16 protein-coding genes are annotated in these 14680 nt (G+C 66.8%); 12 read left to right on the top strand and 4 right to left on the bottom strand.

Going from position 1 to position 14680, the window contains the following annotated elements; genetic code table 11:
- Window positions 1-1911: ParB N-terminal domain-containing protein (locus QRO95_RS04475; RefSeq protein ID WP_285301757.1), on the top strand; the 1911-nt coding region annotated here is incomplete at its 5' end.
- A 239-nt stretch (window positions 1912-2150) separates the two neighbouring features.
- Here QRO95_RS04475 and QRO95_RS04470 read toward each other — a convergent pair.
- Window positions 2151-2771, bottom strand: a complete 621-nt coding sequence (locus tag QRO95_RS04470) for a hypothetical protein (protein ID WP_285301756.1) — start codon at window positions 2769-2771, stop codon at window positions 2151-2153.
- 845 nt (window positions 2772-3616) lie between these two features.
- Here QRO95_RS04470 and QRO95_RS04465 point away from each other — a divergent pair.
- Window positions 3617-3931 (top strand): DUF736 domain-containing protein, encoded by a 315-nt coding sequence (locus tag QRO95_RS04465; protein WP_285301755.1) that lies wholly within the window; start codon window positions 3617-3619, stop codon window positions 3929-3931.
- A 63-nt stretch (window positions 3932-3994) separates the two neighbouring features.
- On the opposite strand, the gene QRO95_RS04460 is transcribed toward QRO95_RS04465, so the two are convergent.
- A complete protein-coding gene (locus QRO95_RS04460; protein ID WP_026088574.1) occupies window positions 3995-4300 on the bottom strand; it encodes a helix-turn-helix domain-containing protein in 306 nt (101 codons plus the stop codon).
- Between the two features lie 243 nt (window positions 4301-4543).
- Here QRO95_RS04460 and QRO95_RS04455 point away from each other — a divergent pair, with 243 nt between their 5' ends.
- From QRO95_RS04455 to QRO95_RS04415, 9 genes are all read left to right on the top strand, one after another.
- Window positions 4544-4894 carry a DUF2958 domain-containing protein gene (locus tag QRO95_RS04455; protein ID WP_285301761.1) on the top strand — a complete coding sequence of 117 codons (351 nt, stop codon included), beginning with the start codon at window positions 4544-4546 and terminating at the stop codon, window positions 4892-4894.
- Window positions 4895-5197: 303 nt separating this feature from the next.
- A complete protein-coding gene (locus QRO95_RS04450) occupies window positions 5198-5968 on the top strand; it encodes a DUF2285 domain-containing protein (RefSeq protein ID WP_285301754.1) in 771 nt (256 codons plus the stop codon).
- Window positions 5969-6051: 83 nt separating this feature from the next.
- Entirely contained in the window at window positions 6052-6333 is a 282-nt protein-coding gene (locus QRO95_RS04445) for an AlpA family transcriptional regulator (protein WP_285301753.1), read from the top strand.
- Between the two features lie 26 nt (window positions 6334-6359).
- On the top strand, window positions 6360-7217 hold the full coding sequence (locus QRO95_RS04440) for a replication initiator protein A (protein ID WP_077021925.1): 858 nt from the start codon (window positions 6360-6362) through the stop codon (window positions 7215-7217).
- Window positions 7218-7470: 253 nt separating this feature from the next.
- Window positions 7471-8109: a ParA family partition ATPase gene (gene parA, locus QRO95_RS04435; protein WP_285301752.1), complete on the top strand. Its 639-nt coding sequence runs from the start codon at window positions 7471-7473 to the stop codon at window positions 8107-8109.
- Window positions 8106-8378 (top strand): chromosome partitioning protein ParB, encoded by a 273-nt coding sequence (locus QRO95_RS04430; RefSeq protein WP_285301760.1) that lies wholly within the window; start codon window positions 8106-8108, stop codon window positions 8376-8378. The genes parA and QRO95_RS04430 overlap by 4 nt, the downstream gene beginning before the upstream one ends.
- Entirely contained in the window at window positions 8375-8908 is a 534-nt protein-coding gene (locus tag QRO95_RS04425; RefSeq protein WP_285301751.1) for a DUF2840 domain-containing protein, read from the top strand. The genes QRO95_RS04430 and QRO95_RS04425 overlap by 4 nt, the downstream gene beginning before the upstream one ends.
- On the top strand, window positions 8905-9501 hold the full coding sequence (locus tag QRO95_RS04420) for a S26 family signal peptidase (protein ID WP_285301749.1): 597 nt from the start codon (window positions 8905-8907) through the stop codon (window positions 9499-9501). Before QRO95_RS04425 ends, QRO95_RS04420 begins: the two co-directional genes overlap by 4 nt.
- Before the next feature lie 436 nt (window positions 9502-9937).
- Entirely contained in the window at window positions 9938-11920 is a 1983-nt protein-coding gene (locus QRO95_RS04415) for a relaxase/mobilization nuclease and DUF3363 domain-containing protein (protein WP_014646124.1), read from the top strand.
- A 335-nt stretch (window positions 11921-12255) separates the two neighbouring features.
- Here QRO95_RS04415 and QRO95_RS04410 read toward each other — a convergent pair whose 3' ends face one another.
- A complete protein-coding gene (locus tag QRO95_RS04410; RefSeq protein WP_014646125.1) occupies window positions 12256-13143 on the bottom strand; it encodes a sensor histidine kinase KdpD in 888 nt (295 codons plus the stop codon).
- Window positions 13140-13829 carry a response regulator transcription factor gene (locus QRO95_RS04405; protein ID WP_014646126.1) on the bottom strand — a complete coding sequence of 230 codons (690 nt, stop codon included), beginning with the start codon at window positions 13827-13829 and terminating at the stop codon, window positions 13140-13142. Before QRO95_RS04405 ends, QRO95_RS04410 begins: the two co-directional genes overlap by 4 nt.
- A 132-nt stretch (window positions 13830-13961) precedes the next feature.
- Between QRO95_RS04405 and QRO95_RS04400 the strand changes: the two genes are divergently transcribed.
- The gene (locus QRO95_RS04400) at window positions 13962-14534 is read left to right on the top strand and encodes a PE-PGRS family protein (protein WP_014646127.1); all 573 of its coding nucleotides are present in this window, start codon (window positions 13962-13964) and stop codon (window positions 14532-14534) included.
- Window positions 14535-14680: the final 146 nt, after the last annotated feature.

The following is a 14680-nucleotide window of genomic DNA, read 5'->3' as shown; positions in this document are numbered from 1 at the left end:
ACGACCCCGCGCCAGTCCATCCCCGAACTGGCCGCGAGCATTGCCCGCATCGGCCTGCTGCAAAACCTGATCGTCATCCTCGCCGCCGATGGCGAGCAATACGAAGTCGTCGCAGGCGACCGCCGCCTGACCGCCTTGAAGCTGCTGGCGAAGAAGAAGCGCATCCCCGCCGACTACGAAGTGCCGTGCCTGCTGGTGGCCGATGCGTCCGCCCGCACCGTCAGCCTCGCGGAGAACGTGCAGCGCGAGAACATGCACCCCGCCGACCAGTTCGCGGCCTTCGCCGCGCTGGTCAAGGAAGGCCGGCCCATCGAGGACATTGCCGCCGACTTCGGCGTGTCCCCGCTGGTGGTGCAGCGCCGCTTGAAGCTGGCGAACGTCTCGCCGCGCCTGATGGCCGACTATCGCGCCGGTGGCGTGACGCTGGAACAGTTGATGGCCTTGACCATCACCGACGACCACGCTGCGCAGGAAGCCGCGTTCTATGGTGCGCCGGAATGGCAGCGCAGCCCGTCCAAGCTGCGCGAGCGCCTGACCGAGCGCGAAATCGACGCCACGCACCCGCTGGTGCGCTTCGCCGGGCTGGACGCCTACAAGGCAGCGAACGGCGGCATCCGCCGCGACCTGTTCGCAGAAGGCGATGCCGGAACCTACCTCACCGATACCGGAGTGCTGGAAACGCTGGTGCGCGACAAGCTGGAAACGCTGGCCGAGGACGTGCGCGCCGAGGGATGGGCATGGGTGGAGGCCGTGCCGCATCTGGCCTACGAGGAACGGCAGGCGTTCCAGAACGCCCCGCGCCATCGCCGCGAGCCGACGACCCGCGAGGCCCGCCGCATCGCCTCGCTGGAAACCCGCCTCGAAAAGATCGACGCCGAACTGGAAGAAGCCTGCGACGCCGAGGACGAGGCCAAGGCCGAGAAGCTGGAACAGCGGCGCGATCAGGTGGTCGGGGAACTGCAAGACGCGGAGGACGCCTTGCAAGGCTATACGCCCGAGGTGCGCGACGTGGCCGGTGCCATCGTCACCATCGACCGCAACGGCGAGGCCGTCATTCATCGCGGCCTGCTGCGCGAAGCCGAGGCGAAGGCGCTGCGTACGCTCGACAAGCTGCGGCGCGGTTTCGGCAGCACCGAAGGCGAAGCCGCCAACGACGAGCACGAGGACGACGACGCGCCCAAGGCCGCGAGCCTGTCCGACCGGCTGGCGCAGCGGTTGAGCGCCCACCGCACGGCGGCGCTGCAAATCGAAGTCGCACGCCATCCGCAAGTCGCGCTGGCCGCGCTGGTGCATGGCATGGTGCAGACCGTCTTGCAGCCCGACGCCTACGGCGATGGCCTGCCGTTGGGCGTGCGCCTCACCGTGCAAGACCGGCTGGAAGGCATGGCCCCGGACTGGCCGGAATCGTCCGCCGCCGTGGCGCTGCGCGAACTGCAACAGGTGGCCGGTGAAGCCTTGCCGGACGACAGTGCCGAACTGTTCGCCGTGCTGCTGGCGAAGCCGCAAGACGAACTGGTGCGGCTGCTGGCCGTATGCGTGGCCGCCACGGTGGACGTGGTGACGCCTCGCGCCACGCCGCACCAGCGCGGCGAGGAACTGGCGCAGGCCGTGGGCCTCGACATGGCTGCATGGTGGCAACCGACCGCAGAAGGCTACTTCAAGCACGTTGCGAAGGCCGCGATTCTGCAAGCCGTGGGCGAGTATGCGCCGGAGCAAGTCACCCGGCTGGCGAAGTTGAAGAAGGCCGACATTGCCAGCGAAGCCGAGCGGCTGGCGGATGGCACGGGCTGGATGCCCGCCATCTTCAAGGCCGAAGGCCCGGAAGCTGTACCGGAGGAAGCGCAGGAACAGGATGCGCCGGGAGATGCCGGGGCAATGGCGGATGAATCCTCCGAAGCGCTGGCCGCTTGACCTATACCGAATGCGAGCGCTCCGGCTTCGTCCGGGGCGCTGCGCTTTGTACAGTAGTTCATCGGGACGAAGGACCGACCGCGATCAACACCGGCGCCCAGGCCGTGTCGTCCTGGGCGCCGGCGAAAAGCAAATCCGGGCGCGGCAGTGGCCGCGCCCGCTGTTCAAGGCCAATAGTCGAATCGGAACAGCCCCTGATAGAGCTACACCGTGTTGCATAGAAACGCGGCGCGGTTCCTTCAGTATTTTTCATGATTCATAAGGGCGCGCAGATGCCGTGCTTCGCCGGCATAGCTGCGTGCCCTGCGAACGTCTCCTTCCAGAGCTTCGATGGCGCGTTGAGATTCCGGTTCTACCAACGACTTCTCTACAAGTCGTGCAAGCCTTGCAAGTGTCCAAGCCGCGACGAGGACAAGATCCTGAAACGGTTCGTCAATATAGGCATCGCCAACGGCTTTGTTCCTTTTCTCCTGGTGCCAAGCCGGGTTCTTCATGAATGACGGTGTACCACCGCCTGGGAATGAGATTAGATGGCCGTGAACAAGGCTGTTGCGATACTCGTTCAAGTCTTCGGCCACTTCTGCCGCAACCTTCAACACGGCATTGCATTTGGCGCTAAGTTTCGGGTTCCCATTTCCCAACGCCTTGAACTGATCTTCTGACTTCATTTTTTCCGTGAAGGGTCGAACGCCTGCTACGTTGGTTTCCGTAAGCGCCCACAGCGCTCGCTCCAATGTCGTTTCAAACAGACCATAAGCAACGATGAAGGCTCCGATCATCTTCAGATGGTCTAACGTAAGCCCCATACTGGACATTCGGGCTTGTATATCGCGTGATTGTTCGAGGTAGTTCTCTGGCATGTAGCGCCTCCATACTTCGATGCTTCCGAAACCAACAGTATCGAACGACTAGATTTGAATGCGGAAATGGGCGTATCGGCGCGATGCGCCGCCGGGCTTTCGGGCTGCGCCCCGTGCCGTCTTCGCCGTCACGGCCATTCGGCTTCAATCCCTCACGCCTTCGCGCCTGCGGCGCTGCGCGCTTCGCTTGCCTCCAGGGGAACGCCCTGCGGGCTATCCCCGCCGCGCGCAGCTTGGCGCCCCTCAAACACCGCCGAACCGGCTGCGCCGGATCGGCCTGGCCAGCGCCCCGCCGCGATGGACGGGCCGCTGGCGAACACGCTGGCGCTTGCTGCGGCAGGTTGTGCGGATGCGTGCCGTCCTCAACGCTGGCGGTTCCTGCCCATCACGTCACGAAGGACGGTTCACGGACAACCCGCCCGGCATCGCTATGGAGCTTCCACACCGCGCCTCAAGACCTGCGCCGCAAGGTGTAGCAGGAGCGTGCTCGCCTGTCGTTGGGTGGTTGACCTGGCTCGCGTCAGGGGGGGCGAGCCGGAGAAGCCTTCGGGCGGGGATGCCGAGCCGGCCCTATCTCCTTTCGGAGTGGTCCGGCCCAAGGCGTCCTTGTCTCGTTGTGAATCCTGGCGGGGGCGCGGCTGCGCCTCGGGCTTCATGGCCGCAACCGTCCAGCGAAAACAATTTCCCCGCCGCTGTGCGGCTTCCTCGCGCAGCAAATTCTTTTCGCCTCCCGGTTCTCCACTGCGTTTCGACCGCAGGCGGTGTAGCCAGCCCATCCCCCGCCGGCCGGATCACAACAAGGACGCGATGGGCGCGAACCTTGTTCAACCGAAAGGAGAAACATCATGGCCAACATCGGCACCTTCACCACCGACAAAGACGGCTTCACCGGCACGCTGCGCACCCTGATGCTCAACGTCAAGGTCAAGTTGGTTCCCAACGACAAGGGCAGCAGCGAGAACGCCCCCGACTTCCGCCTCCAGGCTGCAGGCCACGACATCGGCGCGGCATGGAAGAAGACCAGCGAGGCCGGCCGCGAGTACCTGTCCGTGACCCTCGACGATCCTTCGTTCCCGGCAGCGGTCTATGCCCGCCTGATCGAAGGCGAGGACGGCACGCACGACCTGATCTGGTCGCGCAGCAAGCCCCAGGCGGCGTGACCGCCGCAGCGCCCCGCCCATCGCGGCGGGGCGCTGTGCTGCTGGTCGCAGCACATCACCACATCATGCGCGCGGCTTCGCCGCGTCGCGTTCCTTCAACACCGCCTCCAGCTCCCGACGCACCTGCGCCAGCAGCTCGTCGGCCTTGCGCGGGCTGTCGCCCGCGTAGGCCAGCGTCAGCAGCGTGAGCGGGTGGATCTCCATCACCTCGCACAGCTCGGCCAGCTTATGCAGAGTCGGGCTTTTGAGGTCGCGTTCGAGGGTGCTCATGTAGGTGCGGCTGGACACGTCAGAGAAGGCTTCCTGGCTCAAGCCACGCGCCTTCCTGACCGTCTTCAACGCCTTCGCCAATGAGTTCCCAGCCGCCACCTATGGTTTCCCTCGAAAAACCAAGATGACAGCCCATTGCGCCCTATAGGGCTACAATCTATAGTGTTCATTTGGTGTTGTTCTACGTCTCTGTGCCTTTACGGAAATTCGCATCAGCGGGTTTCAGCAAAGCCACGAAACCGCATTCGCGCTTGCGCACGAAGGCGCACATCCGGCTTGGCGGTTCCGCGCTTCGGCGTGAAGCCGCATTCGTGCATCATTGGATTTGTGGGATTGCCGACCATGCCCCAGTCACTCACCACCGCCCCGGAGCGCGCGCAACTGCTCGCCAACGGCGCGGCCCGCGCTGCTGGGCAAGCCATCGACCCTGTGCCCGTGGTGCGGCTGTTCACGCCGGACGCGCATGTGACCTGGCTGCTGGCCGCGCTCGACCCCGCCGATGGCGATACCGCCTGGGGGCTCATCGACTTGGGGATCGGGATGCCGGCGCAAGGCACCGTCAAGCTGTCCGAGCTGGCCGGCATCGTCGGGCCACGCAAGCAGCCCGTGATGCGCGATCTCTATTTCCAGCCCACACGCACACTGTCGGAATACACCTGCTTGGCCGAGCAAGATGGGGCTATCCCGGACTGAGCACAGCCTACTGTGACTTTTTCAGTCTGATGTCATACCGGGCAGGTCTCAATCAGCATTCTTGCGGTGCAGCCGCACCAGTCTGATCCAAATAGACATGATGCCCGACGCGGGCTGCGGCAAGCTGGTCTGTACGGCGCCCCATTTCGGGGCGTTGCCGCCGCAGCATTGAGACGAATACCGCAACGCATCGGAGCCAATCGGTCTTGACACCCACCAGCCACCTTGCAATCCCTGATGTTCTGACGATGTTGCGCGTAGTCCTTCCGTGGCGGCCAGTCCTGTTCGCAGGGAGATGGCGTCATGGTCGATCGCAGCGCCGAGCCTTGGTATCCGACAGCCGCGTACCTGTACGCGCTGCATCTGGACGACCTTGCGCTCGCTTGGGAATACCTGCGCAGGAACCCCGACTACCGGCTCGACTGGCTGCGTCGCCATCGCCGGCCACAGACGGCACAGGGAGCGGCGCATCGCTGGGGCCTGCGCCTGCTGGAAGACCCAGCCCTGGATGCGCGTGACGCGCATCCGGCTTGGCTGCCTGGTCATGCGGCCGTGGTGCAGCTCCACCCTGACGCCGACCCACCGCAGGATGCCACCACGTTCGCGTTCTGGAGCATCCCCGGCCACAAGCAACTGCTGCATGACGGCAAAGGGCTGGCGCTGATCGCGTGCAGCCCAGGCCATTGCCTGCGCTTCACGCTCGCGCATGGCCTGGAAGACGGCATGGCCGTGGCTTATGCCCATCGCGGCGGCGCTGCCGCGCATGCGCGTCGCCATACGCCCGGCCCAGCCTTGGCCGACGCCAAGCCCAGGCCACCACCTGCCGCGCTGCTGGAGCTGCACACCTTGCAGGCGCTCGACGCGACCCTGGCGGGCGCGTCCTTGCGCGATGTGGGCGAAGGGCTGTTCGGTGCCGACGCCGCGGCCGATTGGTACAGCGACGGCGGCCTGCGCTCCAAGGTGCGCCGCCTAGTGCGGCGCGGCGATGCGCTGATGCGTAGCGGCTATCGCCGGTTAGCACAGCTTCCGCCGCTTGAGAAGGGTCGTTTTGATGCGGACGCAAAACGGCCCTGATCGGAAACCCCTCGCTTCTTGAGACTGCCTCCATCCGGTCGCGCTGTGTGGCCGGGCGTTTTCAAACGATGGAGGTTCACACCATGCGTCCCGCTCCTTTGCGGCCTGCCGCCACTGTCTCGGCCGCTGCCGCGCAGCCCCAACGCTATCTCACCAACGACGAAGCCGCCGAGTACCTACGCCTATCGCCGCGCACGCTGGAAAAGCAGCGCGTGATTGGCGGTGGCCCGCGCTTTCGCAAGTTCGGCCGGCGCGTCATGTACGCCGTGGCCGACCTCGATGCCTGGGCCGCCGACCGCAGCTTCGAGACGACTTCCGATCCCGAATACGCCGAGCACCACTCGGCCGACAGCCGTGCGCGCTGATCGGCGGCGCGCGGCAGGCCATCGCCATGTCCAGCACCGCGCTGCCGTCCCGGCAGCGGCCGTTGCAGGAGCGCGAACAGCTCGACCTGTTCCGCGCCTTGCCCGGCGACATGGCGCCGCGCGACAGCCAAGACCTGATGGCCTATCCGTTCTTCTCGCTCGGCAAGTCCAAGCGGGTCAAGCCCATCGACTTCCGCGCGGGCAACGTCACGATCCGCGTGGAAGGCACGCAGGAACACGGCATCGCCACGATTTGGGATGCCGACGTGCTGATATGGGCGGCCTCGCAGATCGTGGAAGCGAAGGACGCGGGCTTGCGGCCGTCGCGGCTGATGCGCGCCACGCCCTACGAGATCCTGCGCTTCATCGGGCGCGGCAAGTCGCTGCGCGACTACCAGCGCCTCAAGGCTGCGCTGGATCGCCTGCAATCGACCACCGTGGCCACGTCCATCCGCGAGACGACCGGGCGGCGCCTGCACCGCTTCTCGTGGATCAACGAATGGAAGGAGCTGGCCGACGCCAGCGGCACGCCGCTGGGCATCGAGCTGATCCTGCCCGACTGGTTCTATGCGGGCGTGCTCGACGCCGCCCTGGTGCTGACCATCGACCCGGCGTATTTCCGGCTCACGGGCGGCATCGAGCGGTGGTTGTACCGCCTGGTGCGCAAGCATGGCGGCAAGCAGGAACACGGCTGGCAGTTCGACTTTCGCTACCTGCACCAGAAATCGGGCAGTACCGCCAAGCCCTACGACTTCGCCTGCGACTTGCGCGCGCTCGTCGCGCGGCAGTCGCTGCCCGGCTACGTCCTGGGCATCGAGCGGATGCCGGACAACGGCATGGAGTTGCTGACCTTCCGGCCCGTGCCGCAAACGGCACGGGGATAACTCCGGGACAACCTGTGAATGGTGTCGTGCTATCAGGCGTGCGGGGTATCGTGCTATCAGGCGTGGGACTATCGTGCTATCAGGCGTGCCGATCGGCCGCAAACCCGCGCCAGTGCTGGGTTTGCGCGCCCTCTAACTTCCCTAACTTAAATTCTCTAACTTTTAGTAGGGAAGCGCCGCTGCGGTGGACAACCACCACGCGGCCACAAACGCAGCAGCAAAAGCCCGGCTTTCCAGCATGGAGGGCCAGGCCATGATCGTCGCTCTGCTCAACCAGAAAGGCGGCGTGGGCAAGACCACGCTCGCCACGCACATCGCCGGCGAGCTGGCAACGCGCGGCCAGCACGTCGTCCTGCTGGACGCCGACCCGCAGGGTTCATCGCTGGACTGGACGCAGCGCAGAAGCCAGCAAGGCTTGCCACGGCTGTTCAGCGCCGTGGGCCTCGCACGCGAAACACTGCATCAGGAAGCGCCAGAACTCGCCAGGCGGGCCGATCACGTCGTCATTGATGGGCCACCCCGGATTGCCGCCCTGGCGCGCTCTGCGCTGCTGGCGGCCGAGCGTGTGCTGATCCCGGTGCAGCCCAGCCCCTATGACGTGTGGGCCAGCGCCGAGATGGTGGCGCTGATCCGTGAAGCGCAGGTGTTCCGGCCTGCACTGCGCGCGGCCTTCGTCATCAATCGGCGCGTCAGTACCACCGTGATCGGGCGCGAAGCGCGCCAGGCGCTCGCCGACCAGCCGCTTCCTGCGCTGCGCGCGGAAGTGCATCAGCGCATCGTGTTCGCCGACAGCGTGGCCGCTGGCCGGCTTGCATGCGAGACGGCGCCGGACAGCGCGGCCGCCCGCGAAATCACCGCGCTGGTCGATGAACTGCTGCGGTGGCCGACATGACGGCGAAGCCACCGATACGCGCAAAGCGCGTCGGTATCGGCGCGCGTCCGCCTGCGAATCCGCACGCCGAGGTGTGGATTCGCCAGGGCGACGCCGATGCGCTGGGCAAGGGCGACCTTTACACCGCCCGCCTGACCCTCGACATCACGCCCGCGATGCGGGCGCGCATCAAGGTGTCGGCCTTCACGCAAGGCGTGACCGTGGCCGACCTGCTGCGCGGCCTGTTGGAACGGGAGTTTCCAGAGAACCGCAGGGAGAACACGCCATGACTGCATCTGCTTCGCCGGCCACTGGCACGGCCACGGCTGCGCTCGCAGCGCCTACAGGCCAGCCTGCCAGCACACCGCTGACGCGCGTGGCGCTGGCCTACATCGAGGCCCGTTTCAAGCTCTACCTGCGCTTCGGTGAACCCGCGCGCACCCTCCAGCTCGACCGCTGGCGGCGCTGTGCGGTGTTCCTGCCGGGTGCCGTGTTCTGCCGCACCCGCTGGCAGGCCAACGACTACGGCACCGTGCGCTGGCAGCTCATGGTCATGCAGGCTTGCACGCCGCTCGATGCGGCGCAGCGCATCCCCGGCGTGCAGCCGGGCGCGCGCCTGCTGCTGCACGCCGAGGGCGAGAACGCAGTGCGCGCCGTGCTGGAACGCATCGACGCCATCGAGGCGCTGGGCATCGCACCTGTCGGTGCCTCGCCCGCGTACTGGCGCACCCTCGCCAACCGGATTGCTGCGCGTCAGCCACTGCCCGAATACACCGCCGAGCGGCACGCCGCCTGGCTCACAGGGAGGGCGCTGCCATGACCGCAGTTTCCACTGGCGGCGCCGCGCCGCGTCCTCGCTCGCCCCGCGCAGGTTTACGCGCTCGCATCGTGCTGGCGGGCCTGTCCGCCTGCGGCCTCGCTGCGCTGGCCTGGGCGTCCTTCGTGCATCCGCTGCCGCGCCTGATCTACAACCCATCCGACAGCGTGGCGGTCGGCTGGTATCGCGTCGATCCGCTGGGCCACGGCACCGGCTCGCTGCCACGTCCTTTGTCCGTGGACAGCATCGTCCTGACCACGCTGCCACCAGATGCCGCCGCGCTGGCTGCACAGCGCGGCTACCTGCCGGCGCGCGTGCCGTTGCTCAAGCGGGTGGGCGCGATCGCGCCGCAAGAGGTGTGCATCACTGGTCGCACCGTCCGCATAGACGGCGTGCCTTCGGCCGCCGTGCTGCCCGCTGATCGCTGGGGCCGCTCGCTGCCAAGCTGGCAGCAGTGCCGTCGCCTTGAACCCGGCGAACTGTTCCTGCTCAGTGTGACCAACCCGGCGTCGTTCGACAGCCGGTATTTCGGGCCGGTCAGCGCATCCGCCGTGATCGGCGTCGCGCATCCGGTTTGGCTGGAGGCACGCCCATGATGGCTGCCGATTCGCTGCACGTTGCCGTGCATCTCATCGTGCCATCGGGCGTGCCGATCCGGTGGCTTTCCGCATGTTGTCGCGCGTGCAGTGCCAGCGCATCCGCGCTGCACTTCGCGCTGCCTTCCCATGTGCAGGCGTCTTGCCTCGAACGCGCCCGGCCTGTGGCCGTCGCCGCGTTCGCCGGCGCGCTGGCTGCTCACGCAGCAGCGCCGCCGGGCCGCCGCTGCCCGGAGCGCCAGCGAGGGGCAAAGGCGGAAGGCAAGACAAAAGGACGCGGCACCGGGCCGCGTCGAAAGCCTGTCTGCACATGGGGGTGGCGCGGCACGCAGCGGCTTCGCCGCCGTGCCGCGTGGGGCGTGAGGCCCGCGCCAATGCAGGCATGTCCGCGTGCTTCGCACGACCGGACACGCCGGAGCTTGCAGGGAGAACGGCGATGACCGACCGCCGCGACGACGATTTCCGCGTGCGCCCCAGCGCCCCGAAGAACCGGGGTAAGGGCCAGGGGCAGAGCTTCGTTTCCAAGGTGCTCAAGCAGGCCGGAAAAGCCAGCAGCGGCAAGTCGGCGGTGCGCCGTCCTGGGGCGGCTGCCACCGGCCAGCGTCCCGGCTCACGCCTGGGGCGCGGCCATACGGCGGCGCGCTTCGCCGGCGCGAAGCTGACGCCCATGTCGCGGCGCGTGACCATCAAAACCTTGCTGGTCAATCACCAACGGGCCAGCCCACAGTCGCTCGCCAAGCACCTGCGCTACATCGAGCGCGACGGCGCGGGTCGCGATGGCGAACCGGGCCGGGCCTACGGGCCACAGGCCGACGAAGCTGACCTCGATGCCTTCAAGGAACGCTGCGCCGATGACCGCCACCATTTCCGCTTCATCGTCTCGCCGGAGGACGGGGCCGAACTGGACGACCTGCGCACCTACACCCGGCATCTGGTGGATCGCATGGAAGCCGACCTGGGCACGCGGCTGGATTGGGTGGCGGTCGATCACTGGAACACCGACAACCCGCACACCCACCTGATCGTGCGCGGGCGCGACGACACCGGCAAAGACCTCATCATCGCGGGCGACTACATCGCCGATGGCTTCCGCCACCGCGCCGCCGAGCTGGCGACCGAATGGCTGGGGCCGCGCACCGAGCTGGAGATCCAGCAGACCTTGGGGCGCGAGGTGGAACAGGAGCGGTGGACGAGCCTGGATCGCACCTTGAAGCGCGAGGCCAGCGACGATGGCCTGGTGCATGTCGAACGGCTCAACGAACCCCGCTTGCAGCGCCAGCGCCTGCTGCTGATCGGCCGCCTGCAGCGCTTGCAGCGCCTGGGCTTGGCCGACGAGGCGCAGCCGGGCTCCTGGGCCATCCATACCGATGCCGAGAAGACCTTGCGCGCCCTGGGCGAGCGTGGCGACATCATCCGCACGATGCAGCGCGCCATGAGCGGACAGCCGCGCGAGCTGGCGGTGTTCGAGCCGGGCGATGACGGCCGCACCATCTTCGGCCGCGTAGCAGCCAAGGGGCTGGCCGACGAACTGCACGACCGCGGCTATCTGGTCATCGACGGCGTGGACGGCAAGGCCCACTACGTCGCGCTGAACGCCCGCGACGAGCTGGCGAACTATCCGACCGGCGCCGTGGTGGAGGTGAAGGGATCGGCCGACGTGCGCGCCGCCGACAGGAACATCGCCGCGCTGGCGAGCGATGGGCTGTATCGCACCGATCATCACCTGGCGATTGAGCAAGGCCGAGCCAAGCCCGGTCGTGACCCGCAGGAAGTCGTTGCGGCCCATGTCCGCCGACTGGAAGCCCTGCGCCGGGCCGGCATCGTGGAGCGCGTGGCCGACGGGCTATGGAAGGTGCCGGACGACCTGGCCGAGCGTGGCCGCCGCTACGACGCGCAGCGCCTGGGCGGTGTGGCGGTGGAGCTGAAATCGCACCTACCCATCGAGCGGCAGGCCCGCGTCATCGGCGCCACTTGGCTGGATCAGCAGTTGATTAACGGCGGCCGAGGCTTGGGCGACCTGGGCTTTGGTGGCGAGGCCAAGCAGGCGATGCAGCAGCGTGCCGACTTCCTGGCCGAACGGGGGCTGGCCGAGAAGCGCGGCCAGCGCGTGATCCTCACCCGGAATCTGTTGGCTACGCTGCGCAATCGGGAATTGGCGCAAGCCACGAAAGACATTGCCGCCGACACCGGACTGGAGCATAGGCCCATCGCCGACGGTCAGCGCGTGGCCGGCATCTACCGTCGCTCGGTCATGCTCGCCAGCGGTCGCTACGCGATGCTCGATGATGGCATGGGGTTCAGCCTGGTACCGTGGCGGCCGGTGATCGAACAGCGGCTGGGGCAGCAACTCGCCGCGACGGTGCGCGGTGGCGGGGTGTCCTGGGAGTTTGGGCCTCAGCGCTGGCCTGGCATCGGATAGAACTGTTGCTCATAAGCAAAGCCCCACCAACCGCCTTGAAAAGCGCCACCGCATCCTGCGGCCAATGCACCTGTGAGCGCGGTATGCTCGACTTCTCTATCGGCGGGTCTCGTTCGCTCACTATTCCCAATACCTGTCCGCGCTCCTTGCCCTGCCAGACCTTCTGGCGATCGACGGTACTCGCATCAGGTAGGTAATTGGGTCACAGGCTGGCGTAAATAGTGCCGCGGCGTGACCCTGAACCATTGCGCTTCCGTCCTAGCTGCGCCCGGCTTTCGAGTTGAATCTGTCATTGGAGTTATGAAGGGTGGGCGGGCAAGCCTGCAGGATGAATTTCATTGATTCATGGGGACGCGAACACGGACGTAAGTGCCTCGGCCCGGCTGGCTGTCCAGATCAACCGAGCCGCCGTGCTTCGACACCGCCGCCTGGACGATGGCCAGCCCGAGCCCGCTGCCCGGTTTCCCGACCGACGTACTGCCGCGGTAGTGGCGCTCGAAGGCCAGGATGCGGTCTTCCTCGTCCATGCCGGGGCCGTGGTCGCCGACCTGGATCAGGACCATGCCGTTGTCTGCGGTCGCCCGCAGGTCGATGGGCGATCCGGGAGCGTACTTGCGCGCATTGTCCAGCAGGTTGCGGATGATCTCGCGCAGCATGGTCGGGTCCATGCAAACACGAAGTCCGGGAGCCGCCTGTACGGCGATCACGCGATCCGGTTCCAGTTGCCTGACCTCGGCCGCGAGTTCTTCCAGCGTCGGCACGAGCGCGATCCATTCGTTCGATGGGCGACGCATGACATCCAGCCGAGCCAGCAGCAACACGTCGGCGACCAGGGCGCTCATCCTTTTGACCTCCTGCTGCAGGCCATCGAGCTGGGTATAGGCGCTGGTATCGCCAGGGCGGATGGCGTGCCGCAGGTTGTCGAGCGAGGCGGACATCACCGCCAATGGCGTTCGCAACTCGTGCCCGGCCTCGGCCAGATGGCTTCGCAACCTTGACTCCTTTGCCTGGGCGTCGCGTGCGACCGTGGCCTGGGCCAGTTGCGCGATCAGGTATCCGACCAGCGCCGACAGCACCAGGCTGATGGCCGACACTGCCCAATAGCGCTTCAGCACGCCCGGACCCACGCGCGGATAGACCAGCAAGGCCATCAGCAGGATCGCCAACGCCAGCACGCAGCACACCGCGGCCGAAATCCAAGCCGTTCGCGTGGAGCGCTTCATCCGATTTTCTCCTCGATGCGCAGTGTGTAGCCCACGCCGCGCACGGTCTGGACCAGACGCGGGCTTCCATCGGCCTCCAGCTTCGCACGCAGCAAGGACACGAATCGATCCACCGTTTCCGTACCGACTTCGGCGTCCACTCCCCAGACCGACTCCAGCAACTGGCTCTTGCGGAAGACCCGCCCCTGCTCGCGCATCAGGCCGACCAGCAGATCGAACTCACGCGCGGACAGGGCCAATGGCGAATCCGACTTCCATGCGCGGCGCCTGAGTGGATCGACACGCAGATCCGCATACGCCAGCAGGTCGCTCGATCCCGCTCCGCGCCGAAGGTGCGCCACCAGCCGCGCCTTGAGTTCGTCCATGGCAAAGGGCTTGGTGAGGTAATCGTCGGCCCCGCCCTCCAGCGCCACGATCTTGTCCCCCAGTTCGGTGCTTGCCGTGAGCATCAGGACCGGCACCTGTGTGCGTTTGCGGATGAGCGGGAGAAGCGCCAGGCCATCGATGTCGGGCATGGCCAGGTCCAGCACGATGGCGTCCGGGCGGCGCTGTGCGATGCGCGCCAACGCCTCCCGACCGTTGGCGGCCGTGTCGACCTCGAACCCGCGCAAGCGCAGTGCGACTTCCACGGCGCGGCGCAGGTTGGGTTCGTCGTCGACGACCAGGATGCGGGGGCTCTGCTGCATGGGGTGCCTCTGCGGTGCCGGCTAAACCTAAACCAACCGGCCGCAGCGCATCCAGCCGGCTTTCCGGATTCCTTCCGATATCGCTCTCGAGACTGGCGGTGTCCGATCCGGGACAGTCATGGAGATACGACGATGAAGAAGCAGAATACGGTGATCCTGATGCTGGTTTTGGCCGTTCCACCGGCGTGGGCCGCCCAGGATACCGGCGTCAGCGGCAACGGGATGGCGGCAGGCCAAGGCTCGGCGAATGGACAAGGCCTCGCTGTCGGCCAAGGGGAGGCCAGCGGGACCGGCACGGTCTACTACCGCGGCGAAGATGGACTTATCCATCGCAAATCGGGTACCGGAACCGTGGATGGCCGTGGCGTCGCGGTGGGCGCAGGCGAGGTGGACGGAAAGGCACTGGTCGCCGGCCATGGGCGGGTCGAAGGGGATGGCGCCGTCCGGCCCACGCATGGGAACACCCCTGTCAGCGGTGCCATCGGAAGCGGCACGGCCACGGGAACAGGGGCGGCCATCGGCAAAGGTCAGGCCAGCGGAACGGGGACGGTGTATTACCGGGGCGAAGATGGCCGGATCCACCGCAAATCGGGCACCGGTTCGGTGGCCGGACGGGGCGTGGCCATCGGAGATGGTTCCGTCAAGGGCAAGGCCGCCGTACGAGGCAAAGGCCAGGCCCATGGCTATGGCATCAAGCGGCCTTGATAGCCAGACGCGCGGCGCCCCGGTCGTCTGACTGGGGCGATCACGTAGCTGGCTGTTACCCAAATGTGATCACTTGACACGTCAGCGCGGCATCCAGCAAGGCGTTGTCCCTGGCGTGTCTTCCACATCGAGCAAGAAGGAGCATG

The sequence above is a fragment of the Stenotrophomonas maltophilia group sp. Smal13 genome (genome assembly GCF_030236855.1).
GTDB lineage: Bacteria > Pseudomonadota > Gammaproteobacteria > Xanthomonadales > Xanthomonadaceae > Stenotrophomonas > Stenotrophomonas maltophilia_A.
The sequence above is the reverse complement of the archived record's forward strand: the minus strand, read 5'-3'. Positions and strand labels throughout refer to the sequence as shown.

What these genes read in the sequence shown, in the direction of transcription:
- QRO95_RS04470 (WP_285301756.1), bottom strand. Translation starts at nt 2,771, where the DNA reads ATGCCAGAGAACTACCTCGAACAATCACGCGATATACAAGCCCGAATG.
- QRO95_RS04465 (WP_285301755.1), top strand. Translation starts at nt 3,617, where the DNA reads ATGGCCAACATCGGCACCTTCACCACCGACAAAGACGGCTTCACCGGC.
- QRO95_RS04455 (WP_285301761.1), top strand. Translation starts at nt 4,544, where the DNA reads ATGCCCCAGTCACTCACCACCGCCCCGGAGCGCGCGCAACTGCTCGCC.
- QRO95_RS04450 (WP_285301754.1), top strand. Translation starts at nt 5,198, where the DNA reads ATGGTCGATCGCAGCGCCGAGCCTTGGTATCCGACAGCCGCGTACCTG.
- QRO95_RS04445 (WP_285301753.1), top strand. Translation starts at nt 6,052, where the DNA reads ATGCGTCCCGCTCCTTTGCGGCCTGCCGCCACTGTCTCGGCCGCTGCC.
- QRO95_RS04440 (WP_077021925.1), top strand. Translation starts at nt 6,360, where the DNA reads ATGTCCAGCACCGCGCTGCCGTCCCGGCAGCGGCCGTTGCAGGAGCGC.
- parA (WP_285301752.1), top strand. Translation starts at nt 7,471, where the DNA reads ATGATCGTCGCTCTGCTCAACCAGAAAGGCGGCGTGGGCAAGACCACG.
- QRO95_RS04430 (WP_285301760.1), top strand. Translation starts at nt 8,106, where the DNA reads ATGACGGCGAAGCCACCGATACGCGCAAAGCGCGTCGGTATCGGCGCG.
- QRO95_RS04425 (WP_285301751.1), top strand. Translation starts at nt 8,375, where the DNA reads ATGACTGCATCTGCTTCGCCGGCCACTGGCACGGCCACGGCTGCGCTC.
- QRO95_RS04420 (WP_285301749.1), top strand. Translation starts at nt 8,905, where the DNA reads ATGACCGCAGTTTCCACTGGCGGCGCCGCGCCGCGTCCTCGCTCGCCC.
- QRO95_RS04415 (WP_014646124.1), top strand. Translation starts at nt 9,938, where the DNA reads ATGACCGACCGCCGCGACGACGATTTCCGCGTGCGCCCCAGCGCCCCG.
- QRO95_RS04410 (WP_014646125.1), bottom strand. Translation starts at nt 13,143, where the DNA reads ATGAAGCGCTCCACGCGAACGGCTTGGATTTCGGCCGCGGTGTGCTGC.
- QRO95_RS04405 (WP_014646126.1), bottom strand. Translation starts at nt 13,829, where the DNA reads ATGCAGCAGAGCCCCCGCATCCTGGTCGTCGACGACGAACCCAACCTG.
- QRO95_RS04400 (WP_014646127.1), top strand. Translation starts at nt 13,962, where the DNA reads ATGAAGAAGCAGAATACGGTGATCCTGATGCTGGTTTTGGCCGTTCCA.